Source organism: Slackia faecicanis (assembly GCF_003725295.1).
Lineage (GTDB): Bacteria > Actinomycetota > Coriobacteriia > Coriobacteriales > Eggerthellaceae > Slackia > Slackia faecicanis.
In genome coordinates this window covers 49179-64054 of the sequence record NZ_QICB01000002.1, presented here as the reverse complement: position 1 = coordinate 64054, position 14876 = coordinate 49179, and the positions used below count along the sequence as shown (strand labels likewise).

Annotated in this window: 12 protein-coding genes; 8 read left to right on the top strand and 4 right to left on the bottom strand. The window is 64.1% G+C overall.

Annotated features, from left to right (window positions below; translation table 11 throughout):
- Nucleotides 1–3: 3 nt before the first annotated feature.
- Together DMP07_RS02895 and DMP07_RS02890 are read right to left on the bottom strand one after the other, a co-directional pair.
- Nucleotides 4–1074 carry a site-specific integrase gene (locus tag DMP07_RS02895; RefSeq protein WP_022349660.1) on the bottom strand — a complete coding sequence of 357 codons (1071 nt, stop codon included), beginning with the start codon at nucleotides 1072–1074 and terminating at the stop codon, nucleotides 4–6.
- A gap of 1 nt (nucleotide 1075) precedes the next feature.
- Entirely contained in the window at nucleotides 1076–1279 is a 204-nt protein-coding gene (locus DMP07_RS02890; RefSeq protein WP_006681531.1) for a hypothetical protein, read from the bottom strand.
- 140 nt (nucleotides 1280–1419) lie between these two features.
- Here DMP07_RS02890 and DMP07_RS02885 point away from each other — a divergent pair, with 140 nt between their 5' ends.
- Nucleotides 1420–1833, top strand: a complete 414-nt coding sequence (locus DMP07_RS02885; RefSeq protein ID WP_022349661.1) for a helix-turn-helix domain-containing protein — start codon at nucleotides 1420–1422, stop codon at nucleotides 1831–1833.
- 618 nt (nucleotides 1834–2451) lie between these two features.
- On the opposite strand, the gene guaA is transcribed toward DMP07_RS02885, so the two are convergent.
- Nucleotides 2452–4056 (bottom strand): glutamine-hydrolyzing GMP synthase, encoded by a 1605-nt coding sequence (gene guaA, locus DMP07_RS02880; protein WP_123197664.1) that lies wholly within the window; start codon nucleotides 4054–4056, stop codon nucleotides 2452–2454.
- Nucleotides 4057–4125: 69 nt separating this feature from the next.
- Here guaA and DMP07_RS02875 point away from each other — a divergent pair, with 69 nt between their 5' ends.
- From DMP07_RS02875 to DMP07_RS02865, 3 genes are all read left to right on the top strand, one after another.
- Nucleotides 4126–4383, top strand: a complete 258-nt coding sequence (locus tag DMP07_RS02875) for a hypothetical protein (RefSeq protein ID WP_123197663.1) — start codon at nucleotides 4126–4128, stop codon at nucleotides 4381–4383.
- A 129-nt stretch (nucleotides 4384–4512) separates the two neighbouring features.
- Nucleotides 4513–5475, top strand: coding sequence for an undecaprenyl-diphosphate phosphatase (locus DMP07_RS02870; protein ID WP_123197662.1), 963 nt, complete (start codon nucleotides 4513–4515; stop codon nucleotides 5473–5475).
- Between the two features lie 180 nt (nucleotides 5476–5655).
- Entirely contained in the window at nucleotides 5656–8076 is a 2421-nt protein-coding gene (locus tag DMP07_RS02865) for an ATP-dependent helicase (RefSeq protein ID WP_123198021.1), read from the top strand.
- 75 nt (nucleotides 8077–8151) lie between these two features.
- Here the strand turns inward: DMP07_RS02865 and sdaAA are convergent, their stop codons facing one another.
- Complete coding sequence (gene sdaAA, locus DMP07_RS02860) at nucleotides 8152–9801, bottom strand: L-serine ammonia-lyase, iron-sulfur-dependent, subunit alpha (protein WP_123197661.1); 1650 nt, start codon at nucleotides 9799–9801, stop codon at nucleotides 8152–8154.
- A gap of 380 nt (nucleotides 9802–10181) precedes the next feature.
- Here sdaAA and DMP07_RS02855 point away from each other — a divergent pair, with 380 nt between their 5' ends.
- From DMP07_RS02855 to DMP07_RS02840, 4 genes are all read left to right on the top strand, one after another.
- Nucleotides 10182–11123 carry a manganese-dependent inorganic pyrophosphatase gene (locus DMP07_RS02855; protein WP_123197660.1) on the top strand — a complete coding sequence of 314 codons (942 nt, stop codon included), beginning with the start codon at nucleotides 10182–10184 and terminating at the stop codon, nucleotides 11121–11123.
- Between the two features lie 240 nt (nucleotides 11124–11363).
- Nucleotides 11364–12155, top strand: coding sequence for a pyrroline-5-carboxylate reductase (proC, locus tag DMP07_RS02850; RefSeq protein WP_123197659.1), 792 nt, complete (start codon nucleotides 11364–11366; stop codon nucleotides 12153–12155).
- 25 nt (nucleotides 12156–12180) lie between these two features.
- On the top strand, nucleotides 12181–13332 hold the full coding sequence (locus tag DMP07_RS02845; protein ID WP_123197658.1) for a C39 family peptidase: 1152 nt from the start codon (nucleotides 12181–12183) through the stop codon (nucleotides 13330–13332).
- Nucleotides 13333–13477: 145 nt separating this feature from the next.
- Nucleotides 13478–14746: a dicarboxylate/amino acid:cation symporter gene (locus tag DMP07_RS02840; protein ID WP_123197657.1), complete on the top strand. Its 1269-nt coding sequence runs from the start codon at nucleotides 13478–13480 to the stop codon at nucleotides 14744–14746.
- Nucleotides 14747–14876 lie beyond the last annotated feature (130 nt).

Sequence of the window (14876 nt, the reverse complement as noted above, 5' to 3'; positions counted from 1 at the left end):
TTCTTACCCCCTCGCCCCGTCGAGCGCGGCGGCCATCTCGTCCTGCTTCGTGGGGAACAGGTGCGCGTAGCGGTAGGTGATGTCCACCGCCTCGTGGCCCATGCGCTCGGCGATGGCCAGCGCGGAGAAGCCCATCTCTATCAGCAGGCTCACATGGCTGTGGCGTATGTCGTGTATGCGGATGCGCTTCACGCCCGACGCCTTGCACCCGCGCTCCATCTCGTGGGCTAGGAAGTGCTTGGTCACGGCGAACAGGCGCTCGTCGGGGGCGACGTCGTCGCGCATCTCGATGAAGTCCGCCATCTCGTCGCGCAGGAAGGCGGGCATGACGATCGTGCGCACGGACTTGGGCGTCTTGGGGTCGGTCACGGTGTCAACGCCGTTGAGGCTCTGGTACGACTTGTTGATGCGCAGCCGCGAGCTCTCCAGCATGAAGTCGGACGGCGTGAGCGCCAGGAGCTCGCCGCAGCGTATGCCCGTCCAGTAAAGCAGCTCGAAGGCGTGGAATGAGAGAGGCTTGTCCATGACGGCCTCGCTGAACCTCAGGTACTCGTCCTTGGTCCAGAACTGCATCTCGCCGCCCTTCTTCGAGCCTATCTTGTCGACCCTGCGCACCGGGTTGTCGCTGAGGCCGTAGTAGCGCTCGGCGTGGTTGAAGATGGCGTTGAGCTGGTTGTTCACTGTGCGCAGGTACGTCGGTGCCCAGGGCTTCCCGTCGGCGTCCCGGTGCTCGGTGAGCTCGTTTTGCCACCTGATGACGTCGATCGGCCTCACGTCGCACATGCGCATGTCCCCGAAGAACGGCACGAGCTTGTCGTTGATGATGTACTCCTTGGTGATCCACGTGTGCTCGCGTATGCGCGGCTTCACCTCGGAGGCGTACACCTCGACGAACTCGGAGAACGTCATGTCCATGGCCCCGCCGTTAAGGCTCTTGAACTGGCTCTCCCACACTGCGGCCTCCACCTCGGAGGAGAAGCCGCGCTTCGTCTTGTGGCGCTTCGAGCCGCGGGCGTCGCGGTAGTAGCACTGCACGTAGAACGTGCCGTTGCCGTCGTCCTTGTACACGGGCATGTCAGTCCACCTCCGGGAAGTACAGGGCGTCGAAGACGTCGCTTCGAACGCGCCCGCGGATGACCACGCGCCCGCGCGCCTCCTGCTCGGCGTTTATCTTCCTGATCACCTCGTAGGCGCTGCCTTTCTTGATCCTCAGCAGCTCCGCGACCTCGTCGGCGTCCAGCATGTGCGGCCTCGGCGTCTTCGCCACCTTCTCGTCCATGGCTCCTCCAATCAATGGCGTACGGATACGTACGGTTCACAGATTCAGAGTAAACGTACATATCTGTACTGTCAATAGAATTGCGTACATTTGCGTACGCTGATAAGATGTGCTGGTACGTAATTCCAGGAGGAGGGCTCATGTCCGTAGGCGAGAACATAAGGCGGTACCGCAAGTCGCGCGGCATGACGCAGGCGCAGCTCGCCGAGGCGGTCGGCCTGACCGAGGGGGCCGTGCGCCACTACGAGAGCGGCATCCGCGCCGTGAAGCCCGAGCTGCTCGAGTCCATCTCCGCGGCGCTCGGCGTGTCCGTCAACGCCCTCAAGGATTACGGCGTCGAGACTGCGGGCGACCTCATGTCGCTGCTCGTGCGGCTCGAGGACTCCTTCGGCATCGTGCCCGCAGCCGACGGCACGGGCCTCTCCCTGAACCCCAAGGCGCCGCACGCGCCCAAAGCCGCGATGGCGATCGAACTGTGGGCAGAGAAGCGCGCGCAGCTCGAAAACGGCAAGATCGACGCCGACGAATACGAGGACTGGAAAGCCTCGCTGTAGCGGCTCTCCGCATTTCGCGATCAACGCAACCGAATCAGGACGGTGGACCAGGCGGCGAGCGCCGCTCGGGCCTGCGTAAGCTGAGTTTTTACTCCCCATTGCATGCCAAGGCATTTCCGGCGCACCTGGGGAGTAAATGACGCGGTGGCTTACACGGCGGCACGCGGCAGTACGCCGTGGCATTTCCCCTGGTTACTCCCGTTTTCATTGAGGCGGCGAGATTCTTTACTCCCCATTAACCACCTGGGAAAACGCTGTGAGAAGACCGCCGAAAAGCCTATTGAGTTCGATTTGAGTTTCACAGGCCCCGAAACGGCCCCGTTTGGCTCTCGGAGACAAAAATCGCGCGTCTACTCACTTGGGATGAATCCTTACTCCCGTTCCTCCGAATGCCGCACCGTGCCTTGCCGTCTTGAAACACGGGGGAGTAAATTGCGAAATCGCAGGTGAAAGGGAGTAAAACGACAAAGAAAAAGCCTCCGTCCCAACGCGGGAACGGAGGCTCGGTTATCGTATTTACTCACCAACATCGCTGGCGGCTTTGCCATGACTCTCGTACGAAACGAAACTCAGCGGCACAGTGCGGCACTCAAAAATGCAGGTCAGAACCCTATCAGCCTACTCCCATTCGATCGTCGCGGGCGGCTTGCTCGTGATGTCGTAGCACACGCGGTTGGCGCCGGGAACCTCGGCCACGATGCGGCCGCTCACCTTCGCCAGCACGTCGTAGGGCAGCTTCGCCCAGTCGGCGGTCATGGCGTCGCTGCTCTCCACCGCGCGCAGAATCATGGGACGTGCGTAGGTGCGCTCGTCGCCCATTACGCCCACGCTCTTGATGTCGGGCAGCACGGCGAAATACTGCCAGCAGGCATGCTCGCTGTTGCGCTCGCCGGTCTCTTCGAACAGCTTCTGGTTGTACGCGTCAAGCTCTTCGCGCACGATCGCGTCGGCGTTCTTCAGAATCTCCAGCTTCTCGGCATCCACCGCGCCGATGATGCGGATGGCAAGGCCGGGGCCGGGGAAGGGCTGGCGGTGCACGATGTGGTCGGGCAGGCCCAGCGCCGTGCCCAGCGCACGCACCTCGTCTTTGAAGAAGTGGTCCAGCGGTTCGATCAGGTCGAAATGCACGCCTTCGGGGAACGGAATCAGGTTGTGGTGGCTCTTGATGGTGGAAGCCTTGCCGCCCGTCTTGCGCGCGCCGCTTTCGATGATGTCGGGATAGATCGTGCCCTGTGCCAGGAACTTCACCGGGCGGCCGTCCTGCTCGAGCTCCTTCGCCACTTCGAAGAACTCGTTCCAGAACTGCGTGCCGATGATCTTGCGCTTGGCCTCGGGGTCGCACACGCCCTCGAGCAGCTTCAGGTAGCGCTCCTCGGCATGCACGTGCACGAAGTCAACGTCGAACTGCTTGGTGAACACCTCTTCCACTTCTTCGGGCTCGTTCTTGCGCAGCAGGCCGTGGTTCACGAATACGCAGGTCAGCTGCTTGCCGATAGCCTTGGCGCACAGCGCCGCCACCACGGAGGAATCCACGCCGCCGGAAAGGCCCAAGATCACGCGGTCGCTTCCCACCTGCTCGCGGATCGCGGCCACGGAGTCTTCGATGATCGTGTCCATGGTCCAGTTCGCCTCAAGGCCGCACACGTCGAACAGGAAGTTCTTCAGCATCTGGTTGCCGTATTCGGTGTGGCGCACCTCGGGGTGGAACTGCGTGGCGAAGAGCTTGCGCTCGGCGCATTCCATGGAAGCCACGGGGCACACGTCGGTGGCGGCGGTCACGGTGAAGCCCTCGGGCACGCGGCTCACGGCGTCGCGGTGGCTCATCCATACGGTCTGCTGCGCGGGGGTGTCGCCGTACACGGCGCTTTCGCCCTGGCGCACGATCACGGCCGGGCCGTATTCGCCCTTCTCGGTGTGGCCCACGGCGCCGCCCAGGGTGACGGCCATGATCTGCTGGCCGTAGCAAAAGCCCAGCACGGGCACGCCAAGCTCAAGCACGCCGGGGTCGATCTTCGGGGCGTCTTCGGCGTACACCGATGCCGGGCCGCCGGAAAGGATGATCGCGGAAGGCTTCATGGCAGAAAGTTCCTCGGCAGTCACGTCGCAGGGGACGATGGCCGAGAAAACGCCCAGGTCACGCACGCGGCGTGCGATCAGCTGGCCGTACTGGGCGCCGAAGTCCAACACGACGACCTTCTGCTCGGGCAAGGTGGATTCTTTCATGCATCTGTTCCTTTTGTCGGGTGGTTGAAACGTGCGGGCAAGCATAGCGCATATGCTAGAATAGCGCGCATGGAAAAGCCCGAAAACACAGTCCAGTCACCTGTTCCTAACACTTCGGACGAAGGTGCTGAATTCGGCCTGCGTTTCAACGGGCGTATCTCCTATATATGCAGGCTCATCGCCCTGGTGATCGGCATCGTCGTGGTGGCAACCGCCGTCCTCGGCCGGCTCGACTACACCTTCGCCTTCATCGGCTTGGCGACCGCCGTGGCGCTTCTGGCGCTTGCGGGCCTGCAGGAACATCATGACGAACAGCAGCGGCGATAGGCCGCTGTTTCGCGTCCGGCCCGCTTCGCTTCGCGGGCATCGGGCTTCTCGCGCCCGCGGCGTCGGCGCGCGGGGAAGGGGCGCCGCGTCCCGGTCAATGAAAGCCGCAACAGATAAGGAAGACAACGCATGGTTTTGTTCGAAGCGCTGAAAGCGTTTTTGTTCGGTGTCGTCGAAGGTATCACCGAATGGCTGCCCATCTCGTCCACCGGCCACATGATGCTTCTGGACGAGTTCGTGAAGCTGGACGTGTCCGAGGCGTTCTACAGCACGTTTCTCGTCGTGATCCAGCTCGGCGCCATCCTGGCCGTCATCCTGCTGTTCTTCCACAAGCTCAACCCGTTCTCGCCGCGCAAGAACGAGGCGCAGAAGCGCACCACGTGGAACATCTGGGCGAAGGTGGTCGCGGGTTCGATCCCCGCCGCGATCGTGGGCCTGCTGCTCGACGACTGGATTGAAGAGCACATCATGACCAACGAAGACATCGCGGCCATCGTGGTGGCGTCGGCCCTGATCGTCTACGGCGTGATCTTTATCGCGATCGAGCTGCGTAACCGCCGCCTGATCGCCGAGGCCGCTGAAGCCCCGCGCGGCAAGCATGCCCGCCAGAGCCGGCAGGCTTCCGCGGCTCGCATGGTGTCGGTCGACCCCGATGCCGAGGCCGAATACGACGCCTCCAGCGCGATCGCCAAGGTGAACACCTTCGACGAGCTTTCCTACGGCAAGGCCTTCATCATCGGCATCTTCCAGAGCCTGGCGATCATTCCCGGCACCTCGCGTTCGGGCTCGATCATCATCGGCTCCATGCTGGTGGGCACCTCGCGCACCATCGCTACCGAGTTCGCGTTCTTCCTGGCCATTCCCATCATGCTGGGCTGGAGTGTTCTGAAGTTCATCAAGCACGGCTTCGCCTACACGGGACTTGAATGGATGATCTTCGGCATCGGCCTGGTCACGGCGTTCGTGGTGTCGGTCGTCGCGATCAAGTTCTTGGTGGGCTATGTGAAAAAGCACGACTTCACGGTGTTCGGCGTCTACCGCATCGTGTTGGGCCTGGTGGTGCTCGGCTACTTCCTGCTGATCGCCGCGTAAGGCCGTAAGCGCCGGACGGCTTCGCGAATGCCGTTCGGCGCGTTTCTGTTCGCACGTCGGGGCGCGCTTGCAAGGCGCGCCCTTTTTGCCGCGGGGCGGCCGTAGGGTCATGTCGCGCGGGATGCGCCGCCCTTTGCTTGCGGCGGTTGAAACCGAAGGAAACGGAGAATGCTCATGGGCATGGTGGATATCGATTCGTTGAATGAGCCTCAGCGCGAGGCGGTCCTGTGCACCGAAGGACCGCTGCTGGTTCTGGCGGGCGCCGGGTCGGGCAAGACGCGCGTGCTGACGTATCGCATCGCGCATATGCTGGGCGATCTGGGCGTGCAGCCGTGGCAGATCCTGGCCATCACGTTCACCAACAAGGCCGCTGCCGAGATGCGCGAGCGTTTGGGCCGCCTGGTGGGACCCGCCGCGCGCGGCATGTGGGTGTCCACCTTCCACAGCATGTGCGTGCGCATGCTGCGCACCGATTGCGAGAAGCTGGGCTTCGACAAGGGCTTCACCATCTACGACGATGACGACAGCAAGCGCCTGGTGAAAGACATCATGGCCGAGTTCGACATCGACCCGAAGCGCTGGCCGATCAACGCGATCCGCAACCGCATCTCCACGGCGAAAAACGAGCTGATGGTGCCGGGCGAATTCGAACAGCAGGCCCACGACCCCGCGGCCAAGGTGGCTGCGCGCGTGTACCGCCGCCTGCAGGAGCGTCTGAAGGCATCCAACGCGTTCGATTTCGACGACCTGCTGCTGTACACGTATCTGCTGCTGAAGAACCACCCCGATGTGCTGGAGGCCTATCAGGACCGCTTCCGCTACCTCATGGTGGACGAGTATCAGGACACCAACCACGCGCAGTACGCGATTACCAAGCTTTTGGCGTCCAAGCATAAAAACATCATGGTGGTGGGCGACGACGACCAGTCCATTTACTCGTGGCGCGGCGCCGACATCCGCAACATCCTTGAGTTCGAGTCCGATTACCCCAACGCCCACACGGTGAAGCTGGAGCAGAACTACCGCAGCACGGGCAACATCCTGGCGGCGGCCAACGCGGTGGTGTCCAACAACATGCACCGCAAAAGGAAGCGTCTCTACACCGCGTCGGGCGAAGGCGATAAGATCAAGGTGTACATGGCTTCCGACGAGCGCGACGAGGGCCGTTGGATCGCGGCGGAAATCGACCATCTGCACGCCGAGGGCCACTCTTACGACGAGATGGCCGTGTTCTACCGCACCAACGCGCAGAGCCGCTCTCTCGAAGACATGCTGCTGCGCGCGGGCGTGCCGTATCGCATCGTCGGCGGCACCCGATTCTTCGATCGCGCGGAAATCCGCGACGTCATGGCGTATCTGACGCTTCTGGTGAACCCGTCCGACGATATCGCCGCCAAGCGCGTGATCAACGTGCCGCGCCGCGGCATCGGCCGCACCACGGTGGAATACATCGATTCCGCCGCGCGCATGACGAACATGCCGTTCATGCTGGCCGCCGAGCTGTGTCTGGCCGACGAGCATCTGCAGATGCGCGCCCGCAACGCCGTGGGCGGTTTCTTGTCGCTGATCGAAGAGGCGCGCAGCTACGGCGGCGATCTGCGCAAGGTGATCGAGGCCGTGATCGACAAGAGCGGCATGGTGGCGGCCCTCGAGGCCGAAGGCACCGACGAGGCGCGAGGCCGCGTGGAAAACATCAAGGAGTTCCTCTCTGTCGTGGACGAATACGTGCAGACGCACCAGATCGACGAGGAGGGCCCCGAAATCGCGCGCGACGACGCGATCGCCGCGGTGCGCCAGCTTTCGCCCGATTCGCTGGCAGATTTCATCGAGTGGGTGCGCCTGCGTACCGATCTTGACGCCGCCACCGCCGAAGACGACCAGGCGGTTACGTTGATGACCGTGCATTCGTCGAAGGGCCTCGAGTTCGATTGCGTGTTCGTGGCGGGCATGGAGGAAACGCTGTTCCCGCATTCCAATTCCTCGCGCGACGAATCGGGTCTGGAAGAGGAGCGACGCCTGGCTTACGTGGCCATCACGCGTGCGCGCAAGAAGCTGTATCTGACCTGCGCGTATGCCCGCCAGATCTTCGGCGATACGGTGGCCAATCCCATGTCGCGTTTCGTGGGCGAAATCCCGGGCGAGCTGCGCGAGACGATCGGCCTGGGCAGCTCGGGCTTCTCGGGCACGGGCTGGGAGAAACGCGGCAGCCGTCGCGGAATTTCCGGCAGCGGCACCGAGGCGGGCGGCGGCCGCGTGTTCGGCCAGTCCAGCGCGGGCGGCAGCAGGCCGCGCAGCGCGAGCCGCGCCTCTTCGGGCGGCGGATCGTCGTTTTCCGACTTCATGGGCGGGGCCGCATCGCGCAGCGCCGCATCGCGTTCGGCGTCGTCGGCGGGGTCGGGCATGCGCACGAATCCCAACGCCGGCAAGAAGGCGGCTGCCAATGCCACGTTCGCGGTGGGCGACACGGTCGATCACAAAACGTTCGGCCGCGGCAAGGTGATGAAGGTCGACGGCGACCTGCTGCACGTCAAGTTCGCCAAAAACGGCGTGACGAAGAAGCTGCTCAAAGACTACGCGCCCATCGTGCGCATCGACCTGTAAGCGAAACGGGAGCCCGCAAGCTGCGGACTCCCGTTTTTTCGTCGTATGGAACGCGCGGCGCGGCGCCTGTTCGTCTTAGCGCGCGCAGCCCTGGCAGAAGGCGCAGGCAGCAGGCGTGGCTGCCAGACCGCCCAGCGCGCTTTCACGCAGCTCGAAGGGAAGCGAGCGTCCCACATGGTGCATGGCTTCGACCGTCTGGTCGAAATCGACCAGGTTGCCGATGCCCGCCAGTGCGATCTGCGCGGAAACGAGCGCGTTGGCCACGCCTGTGGCGTTGCGCTTCTGGCACGGCGCTTCGACCAAGCCCGCGATCGGGTCGCACACCAGGCCCAAAAGCCCCGCGATCGCGTTCGATGCGGCGGCGAAGCACTGGCGCGGCGTGCCGCCGAACAGCTGGCACGCGGCCGACGCGGCCATGGCGCTCGCGGCGCCCACTTCGGCTTGGCAGCCGCCCTCGGCGCCCGACACGGTGGCGTTGCGCGTGATCAGGTATCCGATCGCGGCGGCGTTGGACAGCGCGTCGATGATTTCATCGTCGGAAAAGCCGTGCACGTCCTGGCACGCCAGAAGCATGGCGGGAACGACGCCCGACGACCCTGCGGTGGGGGCGGCCACGATACGGCCCATCGATGCGTTGGTTTCCAGCACGGCCATCGCATAGGTGGTCGCGCGCGCCAGAAGCTCGCCGCACGGGCCCGCGGCCTCCTTTTCGGAAAGCTTCGCCGCCTCGCCCCCGATCAGCCCGCCCATCGAGCGGGCGGGGTCGGTCAGCGGCAAGGTGGCCGATTCGCGCATCACGTCGAGCGCCTCTGCCAGGTAGCGGCGCGTGTCGTCCACGGCGATGCGGTCGGCCGCCAGCATGCAGCGCTCGCGGCGGCAGATCGCCTCGTTGATGCCCAGGCCGTTTTCCTCGCAGTAGGCCAAAAGCTCCGCGCCCGTGGCGAAGTCGAGGCGCTCGAACATTTCGGCGGCCTTTTCGGGCGTCAGGTCGGCGCCGAACCCGTCGGGACGGCGCGTTTCGTCGGCGGCTTCGGGCGGCACCGCGTCGGTGGCACGGTCGCTTTTCACGATGCGCACCTCGTAGATGTTGGGGTTTTTGGCAATGGCCCGCGCGATCGCCTCGTCGATTTCGTCATCGGTCTGCATGATCGTGTAGGCCACGTCGCCTTTGCGCTCGCGGAACAGGCGCGTGGTGGCGATGTTGATGTCGAAGATGTTCAGGCAGGTGGCGATATGCGCGAGCACGCCTCGCACGTCGCGCTGCTTCACGACGATGCTGTGGTATTCGCCTGTCAGGCGCACGTCCACGCCGTTGATGCGGCTGATCACCGCCGCGCCGCCGCCGATGCTCTCGCCGCGCATGCTCGTGACGGCGCCCGTTTCGTCCGTCACGTCGATATCTACCGTGTTGGGGTGCTCGCACGGCGTGTCGGGGGCGGGCACGAATTCGAAGTCGAGCCCTGCCGCGCGGGCGATGTCGAACGATTCGCGGATGCGGGTGTCGTCGGTGGGCATGCCCAGCAGGCCCGCCACGAGCGCCTTGTCGGTTCCGTGGCCGCGGTAGGTGTGGGCGAAGCTGCCGTACAGGGTGAACGTGGCCTTGCGCGGCTCGCCCGCGAGCAGGCGACGGCACATCAGCGCGATGCGTAGCGCGCCCGCGGTATGGCTGCTCGAGGGGCCGATCATGATGGGTCCTATGATGTCGCGGATGCCGAGGATTTTCATCGCGCGTCCTTTCTTTTCGTCCCGGTCGCGTGCTGCGGCGCGGAAAGTTTCGTTTCGCAGAGAATATACCCGAACGCATGCGCCCGCGCGCGTGAATCCTGCGTCGCATCGATTCGTTTCCCGCCGCCTTCTTCCGCGTGCTGCGGCACTTCGGGCGCGTTTCTCGCGTGCCGGGACGGCGGTCGCGGTCGTTTAGGCCCCGAGTGCGTCGGCGCCGCGAATCCGCAGCGGCGCATTCTTCCGCGCCGCCGCATCCCAGACGCGGCCCCGTCGCTTCGTGGCGTGGGTTTTGCGGGATCGTTTTTCCAGCGCCGTCCGCATCGTATCAGCGTGTTAAACTGTCTCGAATCAACTTCGCACGCAAAACAAGGAGGAATGCAATGGCAGCACCCATCTTGGTGTTCGGTCACAAGAACCCCGATAACGACGCCATCTCGGCCGCCGTCGGTTACGCGTATCTGAAAAACGAGCTCGCCCGTCGCAACGGCGAAGACGTCGTCTACGAGGCCTGCCGCCTGGGCGGCTTCCCGCCCGAGACCAAGAAGATCCTCGCCGACCGCGGCATCGAGGAGCCTCGCCGCATCGACGGCGTGGGCGAGGGCGACAAGGTCATCCTGGTCGACCACAACGAGGCGCTGCAGTCCGCCGACGGCATCGAGGCCGCCGAAATCGTCGAAATCGTCGACCATCATCGCCTGGGCGGCCTGGTCACCGCGCAGCCGCTGCGCTTCAACGCCATGCCCGTGGGCTCCACCTCGGCCATCGTGGTGCGCGAGTTCGGCATCTGCAACGTCGAGCTGCCGAAGGGCCTGGCCGCGCTGCTGCTGGGCGCCATGCTCACCGACACCGTGATCATGAAGTCTCCCACCACCACCGATTTCGACCGCAAGGTGATCGCCGCCACCGCCGAGTACGTGGGCGTCGATCCGGTGGAATACGGCATGGAAATCTTCAAGTGCCGCTCCAACCCGGCCGAGCTGCCCGTGGAAAAGATCGTCAACGCCGACGCGAAGGAATTCGAGCTGGCCAACGGCAACAAGGTCTACATCGGCCAGTTCGAGACCGTCGACCTGCAGGCCGTTCTGGGCCGCGAGGCCGAAATCCGCGAGGCCATCAAGGCCCTCGTCGCCGAGAAGGGCTACCAGTTCGTGCTCTTCTTCGCCACCGACATCCTGGCCGAAGGCAGCCAGTTCATCGTCGAGGGCGACGTCGATTTCGTCAACGACACCTTCGGCATCGATGCCACGGGCAAAAGCGTGTGGATGCCGGGCGTGCTTTCCCGCAAGAAGCAGGTGGCCGCTCCCATTCTGGCCCACGCCTAAGGCGAAGCGCCTTTCAGGGCGGCGAGAGCCGTCCGCAAGCGGCGGGTCGCGCATCGGAGCCTCGGACGTTTCGTTCCGGGGCGCCGGGCGCGGCCCGTCGTTTTTCATGCGGTTTTGTTTTTACGACGCGCTTGCGCGCCCGTGCGCGCGATCGTAGTAGTATGTCCCGAAAATCGCGTCGGGAGCCCGTCGGCTTCGGCGCATACCATCCGTACATTCGCGCGGAATCGGAGGAAAAGCATGCATAGGATCGGTTTCATCGGCTGCGGCAACATGGGTCGCGCCATGGTTCAGGGCATCGTCGCCCAGGGGCTGGCCGCCCCGTCCGACATCGTGGTTTCGGCACGCACCCAGGCAACGCTCGATGCCGTGCGCGAGAGTTTCGGCGTAGACACGACGCTCGACAACGCCGAGGCGTGCCGCGCGTCCACGGTGTTTCTGGCGGTGAAGCCGCAGATGTATGAATCCGTCATCGCCGAAGTGAAGCCCCATCTGGCCGAAAACACGGTTTTGGTCTCGATCGCGCCCGGCAAAAGCCTGGCGTGGCTCGCCGAGCAGTCGGGCGTCCGCAAGATCGTGCGCCTGATGCCCAACACGCCCGCCGCGGTGGGCGAGGGCATGACCTCCGTCGTGGTGGGCGAGGCGTGCGAGCAGGCCGATATCGACGAGGTGCTCGCGATCGTGAACTCCTTCGGCAAAAGCGAAATCATCCCCGAGCACCTGATCGATGCGGCAAGCGCCGCCGCGGGATGCTCGCCTGCGTTCGTCTATATGTTCATCGAATCCATGGCCGACGCCGCGGTGCTCGAAGGCATGCCGCGCGCCCAGGCCTATCGCTTCGCTTCGCAGGCGGTGCTCGGCGCCGCGAAAATGGTCCAGGAAAGCGGCATGCACCCCGGCGCGCTGAAAGACGCCGTGTGCTCGCCCGGCGGCACGACGATCGAAGGCGTGCGCGCGCTCGAACAGCGCGGCATGCGCTCGGCCGTCATGGAGGCCTTGGCCGCCACGGTCGCCAAGGCTCAGCGCCTTTAGACCCTGATTGCAGGAGAAGACGTCCATGGCATCGCGACGAAACGACAGATACGATATCTACGACGATTACGAGGACGAGCGCGAAGCGGCGCGTCGTCGCCTCGAGTGTCGTCGTGCGGCTTCGGGCGCCCAGTCCGCCTCGTCGCATCGTCAGGCGCCTGCCGCGTCCGAGCGCCAGCGTTCGCGCTCGCGCGACGACGAACGGATCGACCCGTTGTCCCGCTCGCTCGTGGGCGCCCCCGCATCGGTGCTTTCCGACGGCGTGCATATTCCGCGTCCTGTGATTTTCGGCGCGGGCATCCTGCTGCTCGTGGCCATTTTCGCCGGCGTCTCGGCAATCGAGCGCGCCTGCACGGTGCAGGAAGAGCAGCCCGCCGCCATGCAGGTGGATACGGGCGACGGAACCGCCGCCCCCGAAGGGCAGCCGTCTGCCCAGGCCGATTTCTCGCTTCTTCCCGCCGATACGCCGGCCGATGTGGTTTCTGCGCTCGAGGCGAAGGCCGATGACCAGCGCGTGGTTTCTATCGTCAATAACGCGCAGGGCTACGTCGAATCTTTCGGCGCCGTATCTGCCGCGAATCTGATCAAGCTGGCGGCCGAAGACGACGAAGCGCTCGATTTCGTGGCGGGCGTGCTTGATAACTATCCTGCGGCGTCGGCCGCGCCCATCGACGAATCGGCCAAGAAGGGCGTCGTTCCGATGTTCTATCAGTGGGATACGCGCTGGGGCTACGTCGATTACTGCGCGGGTCCGATCGGCACGACGGGCTGCTGTCCCACGTCGCTTTCCATGGTGTACGCGGGCCTGACGGGCAAGACCGACAAGTCGCCCGCCGATTTCGCGGCCATTTCCACCCAGAACGGTTACGCCGAAGACGGGCAGGGAACCTATGCCTCGTTTTTGACTGACATGGCGGGAAGCTTCGGCCTGCAGTGCGAGAAGTTCACGCCCACCACGCAGAATTTCCTCACGTATCTGGAAAGCGGCTACGTGGTGATCTGCAACGTCGGACCGGGCGATTTCACCGATTCGGGCCACTTCTTCGTGGCGACGGGCCTCGCCGAAGACGGCACCGTGAAGGTGAACGACCCGTATTCGAGCGTGCGTTCGGCCAAGACGTGGGATCCCGAGCGGATCGCGAACCAGTCGATCGGCATGTACGCTTTCCGCGCATAACCTGCAAGCGGCGTCTCCGGGCGCCGCTTTTCTTTTTTATATCCCGCCGTCTGTGGCGCCGAATGGGCTTTTCGCACGAGAAAGCGCTTCATCGTGGTAAAGTATGCCTCCATATTGCACGTTTCAACAGAAGGAGGACCACGTCATGAAGAAGGTGTTCACCAGCTTGCCTTTCATTTTGCTGGTGTCCGTCGTCGTGGGCATTCTCGTAGGCCTGGTGGCCAACGAGTCGGTCATGAACGTCGTCGTCACCGTCAAATACATCCTGGGGCAGTTGATCACGTTCTGTGTGCCGCTGATCATCATCGGCTTCATCGCCCCCTCGATCACTAAGCTCGGCAAGAACGTTTCACGCATCCTGGGCGTCGCCGTCATACTGGCGTATCTGTCGTCCATCGGCGCCGCGTTCTTCTCGATGGCGTCGGGCTATGCGCTCATTCCCAACCTGTCGATCGCCACGTCGGTCGACGGCCTCAAAGAACTTCCCGAAATCGTGTTCCAGCTCGACATTCCGCAGATCATGCCCGTCATGAGCGCGCTCGTGCTGGCCGTGCTGCTGGGCCTGGCGTGCGTGTGGGCGAAGGCCGACGGCATCGCGCACCTGCTCGACGAGTTCCAGCGCATCGTGTTGTCCGTGGTCACGCGCGTGGTCATTCCGTTGCTGCCGCTCTTCATCGCCACCACGTTCTGCGCGCTGGCGTATGAGGGCACCATCACCAAGCAGCTGCCCGTGTTCTTGCTGGTCGTGGTGATCGTCATCGTGGGCCACTACATCTGGCTCGCGGTCATTTACGGCATTGCCGGCGCCTATGCGGGCAAGAACCCGCTGCAGGTCATCAAGCACTACGGCCCGGCGTATCTGACCGCCGTGGGCACCATGTCTTCGGCCGCCACGCTGGCGGTGGCCCTGCAGTGCGCGAACAAGGCCGTGCCGCCGCTGCGCCGCGACATGGTGAACTTCGGCATTCCGCTGTTCGCCAACATCCACCTGTGCGGCTCGGTGCTCACCGAGGTTTTCTTTGTGATGACCATCTCCCAGATGCTCTACGGCTCCATGCCGAGCCTGGGCACCATGATCTTGTTCTGCCTGCTGCTGGGCGTGTTCGCGATCGGAGCCCCGGGCGTTCCGGGCGGCACGGTCATGGCGTCGCTCGGCCTGATCACGGGCGTTCTGGGCTTCGATGCCACTGGCACCGCGCTCGTGCTGACCATCTTCGCGTTGCAGGACAGCTTCGGCACCGCCTGCAACGTGACGGGCGACGGCGCGCTTTCGCTGTTCCTGAGCGGTTATGTGCGCAAGAAGGGCATCGAAGAAAGCGACCAGCACGTCGAGCTGTTCAACACCTCCGACGAAACCAAGCTGGGCATCAGCTACGACCAGCGCGAGAAGGCTGCGGAGCTGAGCGCGAAATAAGCATTGCAATCGTTGCGACGCTCGCATCGATCGTTCAAACGGGAAGGGCGGCCTGGATTCCAGGCCGCCCTTCCTGCTGTCGGGGCCGGGGCGCGCTTCGCATCGTGCGGAGCGCGCCCCGGCTTCCTTT

Coding starts and splice junctions, on each gene's coding strand:
- proC (WP_123197659.1), top strand. CDS start 11,364: ATGCATAGGATCGGTTTCATCGGCTGCGGCAACATGGGTCGCGCCATG.
- DMP07_RS02875 (WP_123197663.1), top strand. CDS start 4,126: ATGGAAAAGCCCGAAAACACAGTCCAGTCACCTGTTCCTAACACTTCG.
- DMP07_RS02855 (WP_123197660.1), top strand. CDS start 10,182: ATGGCAGCACCCATCTTGGTGTTCGGTCACAAGAACCCCGATAACGAC.
- DMP07_RS02865 (WP_123198021.1), top strand. CDS start 5,656: ATGGTGGATATCGATTCGTTGAATGAGCCTCAGCGCGAGGCGGTCCTG.
- DMP07_RS02895 (WP_022349660.1), bottom strand. CDS start 1,074: ATGCCCGTGTACAAGGACGACGGCAACGGCACGTTCTACGTGCAGTGC.
- DMP07_RS02840 (WP_123197657.1), top strand. CDS start 13,478: ATGAAGAAGGTGTTCACCAGCTTGCCTTTCATTTTGCTGGTGTCCGTC.
- guaA (WP_123197664.1), bottom strand. CDS start 4,056: ATGAAAGAATCCACCTTGCCCGAGCAGAAGGTCGTCGTGTTGGACTTC.
- DMP07_RS02845 (WP_123197658.1), top strand. CDS start 12,181: ATGGCATCGCGACGAAACGACAGATACGATATCTACGACGATTACGAG.
- DMP07_RS02890 (WP_006681531.1), bottom strand. CDS start 1,279: ATGGACGAGAAGGTGGCGAAGACGCCGAGGCCGCACATGCTGGACGCC.
- DMP07_RS02885 (WP_022349661.1), top strand. CDS start 1,420: ATGTCCGTAGGCGAGAACATAAGGCGGTACCGCAAGTCGCGCGGCATG.
- DMP07_RS02870 (WP_123197662.1), top strand. CDS start 4,513: ATGGTTTTGTTCGAAGCGCTGAAAGCGTTTTTGTTCGGTGTCGTCGAA.
- sdaAA (WP_123197661.1), bottom strand. CDS start 9,801: ATGAAAATCCTCGGCATCCGCGACATCATAGGACCCATCATGATCGGC.